Source organism: Desulfobaculum sp. SPO524, from assembly GCF_044987625.1.
Taxonomy (GTDB): Bacteria; Desulfobacterota; Desulfovibrionia; order Desulfovibrionales; family Desulfovibrionaceae; genus Desulfobaculum.
On sequence record NZ_JBJDSB010000005.1, the window covers coordinates 191369 to 206691 of the forward strand.

A 15323-nucleotide genomic window follows, 5' to 3' on the forward strand; every position below is an offset into this window, starting at 1 on the left:
GCCGCCGTTTCATCCTACCACTCAACCTTCACGCCGTAGAGGTCGTCCAGTGCATCCACAAGGGCCTCCATGGACCGCACGGGCTTGCTGAACACATGGCGCGACGTCAGGCCCATGTCGCGTAGCGCCTGCGGCAGCACGTAATCTGCCGACCCGGTAAAAATAAGCACCATCAGGTCCGGCACTTCGGCTTTGGCCTGCAGGATAAAATCGTTCCCGTCCATCCCCGGCAGGCGCATGTCCACGGTGACAAGGTCCGGGCCGATGCGGCGCAGCACCTCCAGCCCTTCCTCACCGCTTCCGGCGGCATGGACCTCAAATCCACAGTCCTCGAAGAAGTCCACCAGTGTGCCTCTGATGAACTCTTCATCGTCGATCACAAGTATGACGGGTTCTTCTCGGCTCATGCGGCGGCCTCCCTCACTGGCAGCCGGATGGTGAACTTGGCGCCCTTGCCGGGTGCCGACTCCACATCAAACTGACCGCCATGATTGGTGCATATGATAAAATACGACACGGACAGCCCAAGGCCCGTCCCGGTGCCCACGGACTTTGTGGTGAAGAACGGTTCAAACACACGCTTGCGCACATTCTCGGGCATACCGGGACCATTGTCCGTCAATTCTATGAGTATCTCCGCGCGCTGCAGCGCCGTGCGGATGATAATGCGCGGCGTCTCGGGCGGCGGGTCCGCCTCGGCCATGGCCTGCGCGGCGTTTTTGAGTAGATTTAAAAACACCTGCTCAATCTCCGTGGAACTGCACAGCGTATGCGGCAAATTCGTGGCATAGCGCCGCTCTATCTCAATCTGCCGGAAGTCGAACTTCTTTTTGAGGTCGTAGTCGTTGGCCGCCAGTTCAATGGTTGAATCGAGCAGGGAGTTCAGGTCGCAGGCTTGAATGCGCGACTCGCTGCTGCGGCTAAAGTTCAGCATGTTCTGCACAATCTTGGCGGCGCGGCTTCCGGCATCCCGGATGCCATCAATATACCCGGAAATGCCGCGCTCATCCATGTATTGCCGCATTTGCCCAAGGTCGATGCCAATCTCGCCTGCGGCCTTGGTGTTGGCGGCAAGCTCGGGCGAAACACGCCGGGAGATGCTCTCCGCGCACTGCATAATGATGCCCAGCGGATTGTTGATTTCGTGCGCCATGCCAGCGGCCAGCCCTCCAACGGAAAGCATCTTCTCCGCCTGAATCATCATTTCCTCAATGCGCGCGCGTTCCGTGACGTCGTCAATGCGCACAACCGCCCCTTCGAAGCCCTCGAACACCAGCGGGTACACGGTCAGGTCCTCGTAGCGCATGGCGCCCTCTCCCATCATATGCGCCCGCCGGGGCGACACCTGCGGCTTACGCTCCGCCAGCGCCGCGTCAATGAGGGTGGTCTCTCCGGCAAGTTCGGGCATTACGTCACTGAGGGAGCGGCCTTCGGCATCGGCAAAGCTAATCCCCGTCATATGCTCGGCCTCGGTGTTCCACTGTGTCACGCGGCCCTCGCCGTCGAGAGCCACCAGCACCGACGGCATGGAGTCAATGATGGACTGAAGCATATTGCGTAGCTGCCTGCGCTCCTCCTCGGCGCGCTTGCGGTCGGTAATATCCAAAAAGATGGCAATGCCCGCGACCACCTCGCCCTGCTCGTCATGCACGGGTACGGCGTTGACCAGCACGGTGTATTCCTCGCCCGAGGTGTGCACCACCACCATCTCCATCCCGCTCAGCACTTTTTCCTGCGTCATCGCCAGAGCCAGCGGCAATTTATGGCGCGGCAACTCCCAGCCGTCCAAGTCGTAGGCGCGGAAGCGGATGGTCTCCGCATTGACGAATTCGCCGTCCACCATGCCCGTGGTGCCCACGGCCTCCTCGTTGATGCCCAGCAGGCGTTCGGCCTCCTTGTTGGACGCGGTGATAATCCACGACTTGGCGTTGCCTTGCGCAATGACGATGGCAAACGGTGCTTGATGCAGCACCGCCCGCAGCAGCCGGTTGGACCTCGCCAGCTCGTTGGTGGCGCGCTTGCGGCCCGTGATGTCCGAGTGGGTCCCGGCCATGCGGTAGGCACGGCCCGAGTCATCACGCACGCCCGTGCCCCGGCCCAAAATCCAGCGGTAGCTGCCGTCCCTGTGCCGCAGACGGTATTCAATCTCAAACTGGTCGCGTACGCCGTCGCGGCACTCGCGATTGACGCGCAGAACCCTGTCCTTGTCATCTGGGTGGATGCGGTCCATCCACTCGCTCACATCGTTGTCTATCTCGTGTTCGGCGTAGCCGATGATGCTTTTCCAGCGCGGGGAAAAATAGATGGAGTCCGACGCCACGTCCCAGTCCCAGATGCCGTCGTTGGCCCCCTGGACAACCAGCGCGTACCGCTCCTGACTCAGGCGCAATTCCTCGGCAATGCGCTCCTTTTCCTCCAGCTCAAATTCAAGGGCTTCGGTCCGCTCGCGCACCCGCTTCTTCAGCGTCCTGTTCACGGCGTAGAAGACGACAATAATCGCCAGCGCGGCCAGCAGGGTCAAACCGCCAATACGCAAAAGGAACAAGGTGTGCTTGCGGTCCCCATCCATGTTGTACCACTTGTCGCGCAGGGCCTGTGATTCCTCGTCTGTGATGCTGTCCAGCCCCTTTTGCAGAATGTCGCGCAGGATGGGCAGGTCCTTGCGCACGGCAAAGCTGAAACGGTAGGTATACACGGCGTCCCCGGCCACCCGGATGTTCGCGAGGCCGTCCTTTTCGATGTAGTAGGCCGCAAGGCCAAGGTTCACCACAAAGGCGTCCACCACCTCAAAGGCGAGGTCGCGTAGCCCGGCCTGCGCCGTGGGAACGGGGACGATTTCAAAGCGCGAGGCGTAGTTGTCTTTAAGGAAGGAATGGGTCGCGTAGCCATTGACCACGGCCACGCGCCTGCCATCAAGGTCCTCCATCGTTGATGTGGCTTTATCATCACTGCGCACCAGCAGTACACACGGCACCTCCACATAGGAGTTGGTGTATATAAGATAATCCTCGCGGTCCTTGATAATGGTCAGCGCGGTAATGGCGTCGCCCTCGCCCGTACGGAGCATGTTGAGGACGGTGTTCCAATCCGGGTGGGTCTTGTACGAAAACTTGACGCCCAGCTTCTCCTCCACAAGGTGCAGGTAGTCCGCGCCAAGCCCGGTAAAGCGGCCCTCCTCGTCGGAGAATTCAAACGGCGGAAATTGCTGGTCGTAGACAAAGACGACATCCGCGGCGTTTTTCCACAGCCAGTCGCGCTCCTCCTCGGTGAGGGGCGTCACAAGGCCGTTGGCTCTGGCCCCATGCCCCACAAGGCATAGCAGCACAACCAGAATCATCTGGAAAAATCGCCTACTCTGCATGAACAGACCCCAGCTTGATGGTGGGACGCATACCGCAACTCAGGAAAAGACGAATCAGACCCGCCCGTCGCGCTTTATGCCAGACGCCCCAGCGGTCCCGCCAAAATGACGGAACTTCCTTCCTATTGAATCCCACAAAACGCGCGGGATTGTCCACTCTGCGCGCAGAAAACTCCGCCGCGCGCCCGCCCTGCCCCAACATTCTACGCCGCGCCGGGGCCGCGCCTACGCGCCGGCGCAACCTACCGTTACTCTGGCACTCCTGCGCTTTAGCGCGCGCGGCGGGGCCTGCGCCCACGCACAAGCTGGGGCCAACACCTGCGCGAGTCTGCATTTCGCCGCTTGACAACGTTGAAGGGAGCTTCGTATAGCTTTAAATCATTGAAATTTCTTATCCGCGGACCTGTTTCCGGGTTCTGCGGTGCGCTCTAGCGCTGCGGTCACCCGGAATTAATACACAGCCAAGGGAGAGACCAATGTCGGATGCGCTCAAGACCCAACGGACCTACGCACTTGTAGGACACGGCGGCTGCGGAAAGACCTCGGTCGCCGAAATGCTGCTGCTCCAGACCGGCGTCATCAACCGACTCGGCAGGATTGAGGAAGGCACCACCGTCCTCGATACCGAACCCGAGGAAATCAAACGCCGTGGGTCCATTCAGCCGGGCTTTGCCTCGTACGAGTGGAACAAGAACACCCACTTTCTCATCGACACTCCCGGCGACAACAACTTCGTCGGCGACATCGCCTACCTCCTCACCGCTGCGGACGGCGTCATCTTCACCATCGATGCCGTGGACGGCGCCAAGCCCCTGACCAAACGCCTGTGGGGCGAAGTCCGCAAGGCAGACCTCCCCGCCATCATCTTCATCAATAAGATGGACCGCGACCGCGCCGACTTTGACATGGCCTTCGACAGCATCTCCTCCATGCTCGATACCAAGCCCGTTCTGCTCTACATGCCCATCGGCCAGCAGGAAGACTTCCGCGGTGTAGCGGACATTCTGGCGAACACGGCCTATATCTACAACGAAGACGGCTCCTTTACCGAAACAGCCGTCCCCGGCGACATAGCCTCCGACGTTGAAACCCTGCGCGAAACCATGATCGAAAACATCGCCGAGAGCGATGAAGAGCTCATGGAAAAATACCTTGAGGAAGGCGAGCTCTCCGACGACGACATCGCCATCGGCCTGCGCAAGGGCGTCCGCTCCGGCGAGCTGACCCCCGTGGCCTGCGGCTCCGCCCTGCAAAACCGCGGCAGCAACATGCTGCTCAACCTCACGCAGAACCTGTTCCCCTCTCCCCTGGAACGCTCCCCTTGGCCCGGTGAAGACGGCGAGCAGCGTAAGTCCAGCCCGGACGCCCCCTTCTCCGCCTTTGTCTTCAAGACCATTGCCGATCCCTTTGCCGGACAACTGTCCGTCATGCGCATCCTCTCCGGCACTCTTGCCGGCGACACACAGGTGCTCAACACCAGCACAGGCGACAAGGAACGCATCGGCCATCTGCTGCAGATTGAGGGCAAAACCCAAAAACCCCTCAAAGGCGAGGCCGGTCCCGGCGCCATTGTGGCCGTGGCCAAGCTCAAAAACGTACACACCGGCAACACCCTGTGCGACGAGAAGGCCCAGTTCACCTTTGCCGCCCCGGCGCTGCCCCCGGCGCTTATCTCCTACGCCCTCGCCCCCGAGGAAAAGGGCGAGGAAGACAAAGTCTACTCCGCCGTGCACAAGCTGCTGGAGGAGGACTTCTGCCTCAAGCTCACGCGTGATGCGGAAACCGGAGACATTCTGCTCTCCGGCATGGGCCAACTGCACATTGAAATCGCCGTGGAGCGCGCCAAGCGCCGCTTCAAGACCAATATCCTGCTCAAAACGCCCAAGGTGCCCTACCGCGAAACCTTCAAGGGCAAGGCCGACGTACAGGGCCGCCACAAAAAGCAGTCCGGCGGCCGTGGCCAGTTCGGCGACTGCCTCATCAGGCTGGAGCCCATGCAGCGCGGCGAGGGCTATGAATTCGTTGACGAAATCGTCGGCGGCGCCATTCCGCGCCAGTACATCCCCGCCGTGGACAAGGGCATTCAGGAGGCCGCCGCGCGCGGCGTTCTGGCTGGATACCCGGTGGTGGACTTTAAGGTGCACCTCTACGACGGCTCGTACCACTCCGTGGACTCCTCGGAGATGGCGTTTAAGATTGCCGGCTCCCTCGCCTTCAAAAAGGCGGCAGAGCAGGCCAAGCCCATCCTGCTGGAGCCTGTGGTCCTCGTCTCCGTCTTTGTGCCCGACGACTTTATGGGCGACGTTATTGGCGACCTGTCCAGCCGCCGCGGCAAGGTCCTTGGGTCCGATTCGCAGGGCGGCGTGACGGAAATCCGCGCCCATGTGCCCATGGAGGAAGTGCTCCAGTACGCGCCGGACCTGCGCTCCATGACGGGCGGTCAGGGCACATTTACCATGGAGTTTGACCACTACGAGGAAGCGCCGCCGCAGGTGGTGGACAAAGTTGTGGCCAAGGCCGCAGAACCCGCCCATGCCTAGGGCGCATCCCTCTTCCGGCGAGGCATGGCCCCGCCACCACTGCGCTGGCGGCCCGTGCGCCCCGCGCCACACATTCCTGTCACCACAGCCGCCCCTGCATGCGCAGGGGCGGCGTTTTTCGTCCTTTGGTCGGCATTGCGCCGATTTTTCCGCGCCCGAGTGTCGGCTCGGGGACAGCGAAGGCAGGCAATCTGCGCCTTGTTTGTCGTCCGTATTTCCAGTACATTGCCCCCGCCGGGGTCATATTTGCAGACGCCCGGACACGATAACAAGGACATCGCACCACAACATGCTTAGAACCATATTCTTTTATTCCACGTACCTGCCGCTGACGGCAGTGCTTACCATTTTGGCCATTACCATCCCCAAGACCGCCCGCTGGTGCGCCCAATTCTGGAGCGCCTGCGCCGTACGCTTTGCTGGCATCCGCGTGGAGGCGGACCTGGGGAATCTGGACCCAAGCCAGAACTATATCTTTATGGCCAACCACCAAAGTCAGTTGGACATTCCGCTTTTGTACACATCGCTTCGCCACTGGTGCATCGGCTTTGTGGCCAAGCAGTCGCTTTTTGACATTCCCCTGTTCGGCAACGCCATGCGCAACGCCGGGACCATTCCCATCGACCGCACCAACCGCCGCCGCGCCATGAAAAGCGTGGAGAAAGCGGTGGAGGAAGTCCGCGCCGGGCAGAACATTGTCATCTTTCCCGAAGGCACACGCGCCTCGGATTTTTCCTCGCTGCAACCCTTCAAGGTCGGCGGCATGATTATCGCGCTCAAAACGGGACTTCCGGTGGTCCCGCTCGTTATCACCGGTTCCGGCGAGACCCTGCCCAAAAACCGCATCCGCTTCGGCGAGAACCGCACCATACGGGTCAAGGCTCTGCCCCCAATTACCACACAGGGGCGCTACACGCTCAAAGAGCGCGAACTCTTCAAGGACGACCTGTACCGCGCCATGAACGCGGCCTACATGGAGCAGCATAATGGCTGAACACAACGTCACCCTGACCCCGCTTGGCGGTCTGGGCGAGATTGGCATGAACTGTATGGTCATGGAGACGGACGACTCCATGATCCTCATCGACTGCGGCCTGATGTTTCCGGAGGACTACCTCTTCGGCATTGACGTGGTCATCCCCCGGTTCGACTACCTCATTCAAAACAAGGACCGCCTCAAAGGCATCATCCTGACCCACGGACACGAGGACCACATCGGCGCGTTGCCGTGGCTGCTCCAGAATGTCCATGCCCCGGTGTTCGGTTCGGAATTCACCATCGCCCTTGTGCAGAGCAAACTGCGCGAACATGACCTGCTGGACGACGCGGACCTGCGCACCGTCAACGGGCACGACCGCATTGAGCTTGGCGACTTTGGCGTCACGTTCTTCCCCGTGTGCCACTCCATCGTGGGCGGCTTCGGCATGGGCATCGAGTCCCCGGCCGGACGCATCGTCCACACCGGCGACTTTAAGATTGACCGCAATCCCCTTGGCGGCGTGGCCACGGACCTTGACGGCTTTAAGCACTTTGCCGACGAGGGGCAGGTCCAACTCATGCTGTCCGACTCCACCAACGTGGAACGCGACGGATTCGCCCTCACCGAGCGCGAAATCAAAAGCTCCCTGCACGACATTTTTGACGGGCACGACGGACGCATCATCGTCACGCTCTTCTCCAGCCACATCCAGCGCATGCAGGAAGTCTTTGACCTTGCCGCCCAGTTCGGACGCAAGGTGGCCGTCAACGGCCGCAGCCTGCTGCGCAACATCGACCTTGCGCGCGAGCTGGACTACCTGCGCGTGAAAAGCGACACCATCATCGACATGGAGGACATCCCCTCCTATCCGGATTCGGAAATCGTTCTGCTGGTGACGGGTTCGCAGGGCGAGCCGCTGGCGTCGCTCTCACGCATCGCCTCGGGCGAGCACCGGCAGCTCTCCATCCGCGAGGGCGACCTTGTGCTCATGTCCTCGCGCTTCATTCCCGGCAACGTGCGCGCCATCACCAAGGTCATCAACAACCTCTACCGCCTCGGGGCGGAGGTGCTGTACGAGCGCGTGCAGGGCATCCACGCATCGGGCCACGCCCACCGCGAGGAACTGAAAATCATGCTGGAGACCGTGCGGCCCAAGTTCTTTGTGCCCGTGCACGGCGAGTACCGCCATCTGGTCAAGCACTCCCGCCTTGCGCGCGAATGCGGCGTTGCGCCGGAGCGCGCCCTTGTGCTGGAGAACGGCGACCCGCTCACCCTGCTGGCTGACGGCGGCATCCGTCTGGAAGACAGCGTGCCCGTGGACCAGATTCTGGTGGACGGCAAAGGCGTTGGCGACGTGGGCCAAACCGTGCTGAAGGAGCGCCAGCTCCTCGGCGGCGAGGGCATGGTCATCGTCACTCTGGTGGTGGACGATGAAACCGGCGAAATTCTCGTCGGCCCGGACATTTCGTCCAAGGGTTTTGTGTTCGAGCAGCAATACAGCCACCTGCTGGAAGACGCCAAATGCATCGTGCTGGATATTTTCGAGAACATCCCCCCCGGCGAGACGGGCAAGCTCAAGGAGCGCATCCGCTCCTCCCTGCGCCGCTTCTTCCGCCGCGTCATCGACCGCGACCCCGTGGTCATGCCGCTGGTGATGCAGATTTAGCGCCGCGCCAGAGCGCACACATTCAAGCGGGCCGCCTTCCTCTCGGAAAGCGGCCCGCTTTTTGTTCCACCGACAGGGCACCACTCAACCCGTCAGCAGAAACATCCGAATCACCCAAATGCCGGTGAAAATCTGCCAAATGGCCAGCGCCAGCAAGAGGGCGTTGTTCGCGCCGTGAACAAGGGGGAGCACCGTGCGGCGTTTGCGCTTTCTGTCCAGCACCTCGCCCGTGAAATAGCCGGTCACAAGCAGCGGCAGCATGATGAGCCCCACCACAAAGTGCGTACCCGTCAGGTCAGACGTCCCCCACTTGTAGCGCGTGATGCCCGCGCCCCACACAAAGGCGACAAACCAAACGATGATGACAACCCGCCCCCAGAACACATGCCGCTTCCAGTCGAACCGCGTGCGCTTTTTGAGGTGCGACATCATAAAGCGCTTGATGCCCAGCACCAGCACATACACGGCCAGAAGCGTGCACAGGAATTGCACGATGGGATGGACCCAAAGCATACGTTCCCCCTTTGCGTTCAGCGTGGTCTACAGGCCGAGCAGCAACGCTGCGAAAAGAAGCGGCATGGACGCATTCAGCCACGCCATGGCGCGGCGGGAGCGTCCCCACACGCCGCAAAGCCCAACTCCTGCCCCGGTCACGGCGCAGATGCCCAGCATCCACGGCGCAGCCTCCGGAGCGCCCACAAAAACCGGCAGTGTCAACGCGGTGGTAAAGTACGCCACCACCCACAAATACATCAGCGGCCGGTACACGGCCACAGGCAGGCGCACAGGCGGCAAAGGCAGCCGCGCCGCTGCGTAGTCCGCGTGGTGCAGTTCCGCCAGCATCCAAAAATGCGGCACCTGCCACAAGTACACCACCACACACACGGCAAGGATTCCCGGCGCATCAGGCGCGCCACCAGCCGCCAGCCAGCCCACGTAGGGCGGCATGGCTCCGGGAACGCCGCCCACCAGCACGGCTAGGCCCGTGAGGCGCTTCAGCGGGGTATACAGCCCGTTGTACAGGGCCACCACCCCCACGCCAGCAAGGACCAGCGCCCCGGCCCCGCGCGGCCCCGCTCCCAAGAAGCCTGCCGCGGCGTACAGCGCCAGGCCAACCGCCATAAGCGCCACCGCCCACAGCGTGGCAAGGCTGGGCGACATGCGGCCAGCGGGTACAGGTCGCGACGCCGTGCGCCGCATGCGCGCGTCCAGTACGCGCTCCTGCACCTGATTCAGCGCCGAGCATCCCCCGCACAGGGCAAAGGACCCGGCGCACACGGCAAGACCAGCCCCAAGGGGCGCGCCGCCCTCCCAGCCAAGCAAAAAGCCAAACAGCGCGGCGCCAGCAACCATGGCACTGATGCGCGGGCGCGCCAGCGCCACACACGCCGAGGCCCAGCCGCCGGTGCTCATCCGCCCGCCTTGCTCAGGCTTTTCAACCAGTCCACCAGCGCGCTGAGGTCATCCTCGCTCAGGTGCCCATAGGGGGGCATGATGGGCTGGTAGCCCTTGGAAATCACCGCCTCCGGCTCAAGGATGGCCTCGCGCAGATAGGCTTCGTCCGCCGTGGCCTGCTCCTCCACACCATCGCGCAGGACCGCAACGGTGCTGCCGTACAGATTCTTAAAGGTCGGCCCGGCAATTTCGGAACCGTCCGTGGAGTGGCAACTCAGGCACCCTTCGCCCTCGGCCACACTGCGGCCCATGGGCATGGTCATGGCTCCCTGGTTCGCCATCCAGTTGACCATCTCCAGCAGGTCCTCCTCAGGGATCACGCCGTCATAGCCGGGCATCATGGCCTGATAGCCCTTCACCACCTCGGCATTGGGGTCCAGCAGGGCGCGGCGCAGATAGGGCTTGTCCGCCACCACTTCGGCCTCCGTGCCGTCGGCCTTCACCACCTGCCGCGTGGTGCCGTAGATATTCTTCAGCGTTGGGCCAACGCCGTCGCTGCCATCCAGCGAGTGGCAACTGACGCACCCGTATTCCTCAAGAAGCGCCTTCCCCTTGTCCGCGGCCTTGGTATCGGTTTCACCCGTGTACCACGCCCCGAACTCTTCATCCGACACCACGCGCACCACGCTCAGCATATTGGCGTGCTTCAGCCCGCAGTACTCCGCGCACAGGATGTCATAGTCCCCGGCCTCCTCGGGCCGAAACCACGCGTAGGTGTTCATGCCGGGAACCGTGTCGCGCTTGATGCGAAACGCCGGAACGTAAAAGCTGTGCAGCACGTCCGTGGATGTCATGGTCAACTTCACCGGGGTGTCTACGGGCACGTACAGCACGTTGCTGCGGCGGCCGTTGTCGTAAATGAACGCCCACGACCACATGCGCCCCTCCACCCGCACCTCCAGGGCGCCCTCGGGCGCGGACTGCAAGGCCTTGAAGCTGTCCCACCCGAACCAAAACATGCCAAGGGCAAGGATGGTGGGGATGAGCGTCCACATCACCTCCAGCCACACGCTTTCGCGCACGTTTTCGGCCTCGGGATGGCGGGTATGATGATACCGCCACAAGAACCAAAGCATCAGCCCCGTCACCAGCGCCAGTACGGCCACGGAAATGACGAAGATGATGAGAAAGGCAAAATCAACCTTTGCCGCTGCGTCCACAATCGGATTCATGGCAGCCTACCTGTATGCTGTGTCGAAGAACGTCAACCCGATGAATATCGCCAAAATAACAAACGTCGTAATGACCATGATGTGAAAGGTCCTGTTCTCGTAGCGCAGATGCATGAAGATGAGCACCACAAGAAGCGCCTTGCTGGTGGCAATGGTCAGCGCGATGACGACATTCAAAAACCCAAAATTGATTTCCGCGGCTCCCACAGTGACGACGGTCAGCACCAGAAGCGCCGCCCATATGCCCACAAGCAGCCGGTACGACAGGATATGATGATCGCCATTTTCCGAGTGCATAGCGCGTCTCCCGTCCTTAAGTGACAAGATAGAAAAGCGGGAACAGATAAATCCACACAAGGTCCACCAGATGCCAATACAGCCCGGCATTCTCCAGGGTGACGAAGTCGTCCCCGGTGACCTTGCCCACATGCACCAGCCACATCACCCAGCCAATGACGCACATGCCGATGATCACATGCAGGCCGTGCAGCCCCGTCATGGTATAGTACATGGCGTAAAAAACGGCCTTGCCGTGCTCCATGTCCGTCATCAGGTCCGAGCCGGGATAGATGCCGTGGTGGATCTTGGCGCTCCACTCAAAGTACTTGTTGACGAGGAACACCCCGGCAAAGCCCACGGTCAGCCCAAGGAAGAGCATGGTCCGCTTCATGTCATGGTACTGAATGGCGGACACGGCCAGCGCCATGGTCAGGCTGCTGGTGATAAGCACCACGGTATTCGCCGCGCCAAAGGGCACGCTCAGCGTCAGGCTTCCGGCATGAAACCCCACGGGATAGCGCGCCAAATACACGGCAAACAGCACAAACAGCCCGCCAAAGAGCAATATCTCCGTGAACAGGAACAGCCACATTCCCATCTTCGCGCCGGTGTAGTCCTTCAAGGCCTCATGCGTCATCAGCCTTCACCCCCGAGAAGTCGTACGGTCCGCGGTCCACGGCGGGAACCGACGGGAAGTTGTGGTGCGGCGGCGGAGACGGCAACGTCCACTCCAGCGTGGCGCCGCCCCATGGATTTTTGCCGACCTTCGGCCCGTGACGCATACCCTGCCACAGATTCCAAAACATCAACGCCAAGGCCACGGCAGTAATCCACGAGCCAATGGTGGAGACAAAGTGCATGTCCGTATACTGGGGCAGATAGTCGTAGTAGCGCCGCGGCATGCCCTCCATCCCCAACACCAGCATGGGCATGTACAGCACGTTCATCCCCAGCAGCAGGAGCAGCGCGCTGATATTGGCCCGCCGCATGTTGTAGGAGCGGCCAAAAACCTTGGGCAGCCAAAAATGCATGGCCCCAAACAGCCCAAACCCTGTGCCGCCAAAGATCACATAATGGAAGTGCCCCACCACAAAGTAGGTGTCGTGCACATGCACGTCCGTCCCGGCGCTGCCCAGCACCAGCCCGGTCAGCCCGCCGATGGAAAACAGGAAAATGAAACACATGGCAAAGGTCATGGGCGGGTCCAGCCGTATGGCTCCCTTATACAGGGTGGCCACCCAGTTGAAGACCTTCACCGCCGAGGGGATAGCCACCACAAAGGTGAGCAGGGAGAAGATGAGCACCGCCGTGTCGCTCATGCCGCTGGTAAACATGTGGTGCGCCCACACCAGCGACCCGGCAAAGGCAATGGCAAGGCTGGAGACCGCAATGGTCTTGTAGCCAAAGATGTTCTTGCGCGCGAACACCGGGATAATCTCGGACACCACGCCCATGGCGGGCAGCACCATGATGTACACCGCCGGGTGGGAATAAATCCAAAACAGGTGCTGATACAAAATGGGGTCGCCGCCGCGCGCGGGGTCAAAAATGCCCATGCCCAGCACGCGCTCCGCCGCGATGAGCAGCAGCGTGATGCCAAGAATGGGCGTTGCCAGCACCTGAATCCACGCCGTGGAGTACAGCGTCCACACAAACAGCGGCAGGCGCGAAAACGTCATGCCCGGTGCGCGCAGGCGATGGATGGTGACAATAAAATTCAGCCCCGTCAGGATGGACGAGAACCCGAGGATGAACACCCCGGTTACGGCAAGCCCCACATTGGTCGTGGTCTGCGTGGAGAACGGTACATAGAAGGTCCACCCCGTATCGGGCGGTCCGTCGCCGCTAAACAGCGCGGTAATGGCAAACGCCGCGCCAATGATATACAGCCACCACGAAAAATTGTTCAGCCGCGGAAAGGCCACATCCTCCGCCCCAAGGTGCAGGGGCAGAATAATATTGCCGAAAGCCGCGGGCACGCTGGGGATGACCACCAAAAAAATCATCACCACGCCATGCAGGGTAAACACGGCGTTGTACGTCTGCGGGCCCATGATGGTCTCGCCCGGAGCAATAAGCTCCAGCCGGATGGCAAGGCCCAGCACAACGCCCACGATAAACATGGCGAGGATGCATCCCAGATAGAGCAGTCCAATCCGCTTGTGGTCCGTGGAGAATATCCACGACCGGATGAGGCCGCTGCCTTCAACCGGATTCAGAAATCCCGGACCATAGACCTCGGTCGCGCACATGCCTCTTCTCCTCGCACGGTTGGCGGATGCCCGCGAAGGGGCGCATCCATGCATTCAACACGAACGGAAACAGCTGGCAGGCCGTGGCCCACAGGCGGCGCTAGTCGCGCTTTTTGCGCCCGGATACCAGCAGTATGACAAAAAGAATCACGGCAAACCCAAGGATGGAGAACCCAGCAACGCGCATGGTGTCGAACACATAGCGCCGCCCCTCGGGGTCGTAGTCGAAGCAGAAGGACAACAGGCGCTTGACGGATACGCCAACCTTGCCCTGCGCCGCCTCCGTGGCGGCCATGGTGACATCAAAGGGGAGAAAATCCGTGCCGTAGAGATACCGGACGATCTTGCCGTCCGGGGCCACGGCCACCACCACCGCCGCATGCACAAAGGCATTCTCCACCCGGTGAAAGCGGAAGCCAATGGCCTGCATGGCGCGGTCGATGTTTTCCTTATCGCCGGTCAGGTACAGCCAGTGCTCCGGCGGAAACTCGCCCTGCATGGACGCCATATAGTTGCGCTTTTTGCTGGCGGCCACCTTGGGCGTGTCGTACTCGTCAAAGCTGATGGCCACCACGCGCAGTTCCTGTCCCGGCGTCAAGGCCACATCCGGCAGAATGCGCGCAAAGGACGACAGCATCAGGTTACACACGCTGGGGCAGGTGTAGTACACGGGCATAATGATGGACGGCGCGGTCAGCACGTCGCGCAGGTCCACCTCGTGGCCGTTGGAATCCTTGAGCGTAATGCCGCGCGGGATGTACTCGCCCAGCTTTTCGTCCACGCCGACGTCCATGTCCGGAACGGCTTCGCCCTCGGCCATAACCTCCTGCATCATGGCCTCATGGTCATGCCCCGGCATGTCGGCCATATCTCCGGTCATATTGGCGTGCATGTCCGACGCATTCCCTGCGGGCATCGTATGCCCGTCGTGCTCACCGGCAGGCATGCTCTGGTGGTCTGGAGCGTGGCCGCCCATGGGCTGGCCGGACGCCCCATCCATCATGTGTTCCCCGCCGTCATGGGCGGGCGCGCCGGTCATGCCGTCATGGCTCCCGGACATATCCTCAGCCGCGTGCCCATCCGCGCCGTGGTCCATGCCGCCATGGTCCGTGGCAACGGCAGGCGCGGCGGCGAGGCACACGCACACCGCCGCCGCAGCGCAAATCCGCATGAAGACGTGCATCAGAACTCCGCCATGTATTCCGCAACCTCGCGGATTTCTTCCGGAGAGAGCTTCTTGAGCATATTGACCATGATGACCTTCTTGGAGCCACCATAGGAGCCATCCACATACCCGTGCATCTTCTTTTCCAGCTCATCGGCGGACTGGCCCTTCACGGGCGGGCTGGCGCCAAGGGCGGCCTTGGAGCCGTCCACGCCGTGGCACCCGATGCACTTGGCATACACGCTGCGGCCATCAGCCTGCGCCGTGGCAAAAGCGCCCATCACCAACACAAGGAAAAGAACCCCAACACACGTCAGATACCGCATTATTTCCTCCAAACGTTGTTCCAAAAAACTTGAGTGCATAGCAAAAGTCACCATAGCATAGGCAATATCACGTTTCAGCAAAAAATCCCTTTTCCGGCGTCCGGCGCCCCCCCCCGCCGCCATTCAGC

13 protein-coding genes are annotated in these 15323 nt (G+C 61.4%); 3 read left to right on the forward strand and 10 right to left on the reverse strand.

Annotated elements, in window-relative coordinates; translation table 11 throughout:
* Window positions 1-14 precede the first annotated feature (14 nt).
* Window positions 15-407, reverse strand: coding sequence for a response regulator (locus tag ACI3L3_RS15180; RefSeq protein WP_404845995.1), 393 nt, complete (start codon window positions 405-407; stop codon window positions 15-17).
* Window positions 404-3361: a PAS domain S-box protein gene (locus ACI3L3_RS15185; RefSeq protein ID WP_404845996.1), complete on the reverse strand. Its 2958-nt coding sequence runs from the start codon at window positions 3359-3361 to the stop codon at window positions 404-406. Before ACI3L3_RS15185 ends, ACI3L3_RS15180 begins: the two co-directional genes overlap by 4 nt.
* Window positions 3362-3837: 476 nt before the next feature.
* Between ACI3L3_RS15185 and fusA the strand changes: the two genes are divergently transcribed.
* From fusA to ACI3L3_RS15200, 3 genes are all read left to right on the forward strand, one after another.
* Window positions 3838-5901, forward strand: coding sequence for an elongation factor G (gene fusA / locus ACI3L3_RS15190; RefSeq protein WP_404845997.1), 2064 nt, complete (start codon window positions 3838-3840; stop codon window positions 5899-5901).
* 289 nt (window positions 5902-6190) lie between these two features.
* A complete protein-coding gene (locus ACI3L3_RS15195; protein ID WP_404845998.1) occupies window positions 6191-6895 on the forward strand; it encodes a lysophospholipid acyltransferase family protein in 705 nt (234 codons plus the stop codon).
* Window positions 6888-8546, forward strand: coding sequence for a ribonuclease J (locus ACI3L3_RS15200; RefSeq protein ID WP_404845999.1), 1659 nt, complete (start codon window positions 6888-6890; stop codon window positions 8544-8546). The genes ACI3L3_RS15195 and ACI3L3_RS15200 overlap by 8 nt, the downstream gene beginning before the upstream one ends.
* A gap of 84 nt (window positions 8547-8630) precedes the next feature.
* Here ACI3L3_RS15200 and ACI3L3_RS15205 read toward each other — a convergent pair whose 3' ends face one another.
* The 8 genes from ACI3L3_RS15205 to ACI3L3_RS15240 all read right to left on the reverse strand — a co-directional run bounded on the left by ACI3L3_RS15205 (window position 8631) and on the right by ACI3L3_RS15240 (window position 15195).
* Entirely contained in the window at window positions 8631-9059 is a 429-nt protein-coding gene (locus ACI3L3_RS15205; protein WP_404846000.1) for a DUF4079 family protein, read from the reverse strand.
* A gap of 27 nt (window positions 9060-9086) precedes the next feature.
* Window positions 9087-9959, reverse strand: coding sequence for a protoheme IX farnesyltransferase (locus tag ACI3L3_RS15210; RefSeq protein ID WP_404846001.1), 873 nt, complete (start codon window positions 9957-9959; stop codon window positions 9087-9089).
* Entirely contained in the window at window positions 9956-11173 is a 1218-nt protein-coding gene (coxB, locus tag ACI3L3_RS15215) for a cytochrome c oxidase subunit II (RefSeq protein WP_404846002.1), read from the reverse strand. The genes ACI3L3_RS15210 and coxB overlap by 4 nt, the downstream gene beginning before the upstream one ends.
* 6 nt (window positions 11174-11179) lie before the next feature.
* The gene (locus ACI3L3_RS15220) at window positions 11180-11470 is read right to left on the reverse strand and encodes a cytochrome C oxidase subunit IV family protein (protein WP_404846003.1); all 291 of its coding nucleotides are present in this window, start codon (window positions 11468-11470) and stop codon (window positions 11180-11182) included.
* 16 nt (window positions 11471-11486) lie between these two features.
* Entirely contained in the window at window positions 11487-12089 is a 603-nt protein-coding gene (locus tag ACI3L3_RS15225; RefSeq protein WP_404846004.1) for a cytochrome c oxidase subunit 3 family protein, read from the reverse strand.
* On the reverse strand, window positions 12079-13704 hold the full coding sequence (ctaD, locus tag ACI3L3_RS15230) for a cytochrome c oxidase subunit I (protein ID WP_404846005.1): 1626 nt from the start codon (window positions 13702-13704) through the stop codon (window positions 12079-12081). The genes ACI3L3_RS15225 and ctaD overlap by 11 nt, the downstream gene beginning before the upstream one ends.
* A gap of 100 nt (window positions 13705-13804) precedes the next feature.
* Window positions 13805-14887, reverse strand: a complete 1083-nt coding sequence (locus tag ACI3L3_RS15235) for an SCO family protein (protein ID WP_404846006.1) — start codon at window positions 14885-14887, stop codon at window positions 13805-13807.
* A complete protein-coding gene (locus ACI3L3_RS15240; RefSeq protein WP_404846007.1) occupies window positions 14887-15195 on the reverse strand; it encodes a c-type cytochrome in 309 nt (102 codons plus the stop codon). Before ACI3L3_RS15240 ends, ACI3L3_RS15235 begins: the two co-directional genes overlap by 1 nt.
* Window positions 15196-15323 lie beyond the last annotated feature (128 nt).

Bases quoted from the DNA above. Each gene is read 5' to 3' on its own strand.
- ACI3L3_RS15180 (WP_404845995.1), bottom strand. From the start codon at position 407: ATGAGCCGAGAAGAACCCGTCATACTTGTGATCGACGATGAAGAGTTC.
- fusA (WP_404845997.1), top strand. From the start codon at position 3,838: ATGTCGGATGCGCTCAAGACCCAACGGACCTACGCACTTGTAGGACAC.
- ctaD (WP_404846005.1), bottom strand. From the start codon at position 13,704: ATGTGCGCGACCGAGGTCTATGGTCCGGGATTTCTGAATCCGGTTGAA.
- ACI3L3_RS15200 (WP_404845999.1), top strand. From the start codon at position 6,888: ATGGCTGAACACAACGTCACCCTGACCCCGCTTGGCGGTCTGGGCGAG.
- ACI3L3_RS15195 (WP_404845998.1), top strand. From the start codon at position 6,191: ATGCTTAGAACCATATTCTTTTATTCCACGTACCTGCCGCTGACGGCA.
- ACI3L3_RS15240 (WP_404846007.1), bottom strand. From the start codon at position 15,195: ATGCGGTATCTGACGTGTGTTGGGGTTCTTTTCCTTGTGTTGGTGATG.
- ACI3L3_RS15220 (WP_404846003.1), bottom strand. From the start codon at position 11,470: ATGCACTCGGAAAATGGCGATCATCATATCCTGTCGTACCGGCTGCTT.
- ACI3L3_RS15210 (WP_404846001.1), bottom strand. From the start codon at position 9,959: ATGAGCACCGGCGGCTGGGCCTCGGCGTGTGTGGCGCTGGCGCGCCCG.
- coxB (WP_404846002.1), bottom strand. From the start codon at position 11,173: ATGAATCCGATTGTGGACGCAGCGGCAAAGGTTGATTTTGCCTTTCTC.
- ACI3L3_RS15185 (WP_404845996.1), bottom strand. From the start codon at position 3,361: ATGCAGAGTAGGCGATTTTTCCAGATGATTCTGGTTGTGCTGCTATGC.
- ACI3L3_RS15235 (WP_404846006.1), bottom strand. From the start codon at position 14,887: ATGCACGTCTTCATGCGGATTTGCGCTGCGGCGGCGGTGTGCGTGTGC.
- ACI3L3_RS15225 (WP_404846004.1), bottom strand. From the start codon at position 12,089: ATGACGCATGAGGCCTTGAAGGACTACACCGGCGCGAAGATGGGAATG.
- ACI3L3_RS15205 (WP_404846000.1), bottom strand. From the start codon at position 9,059: ATGCTTTGGGTCCATCCCATCGTGCAATTCCTGTGCACGCTTCTGGCC.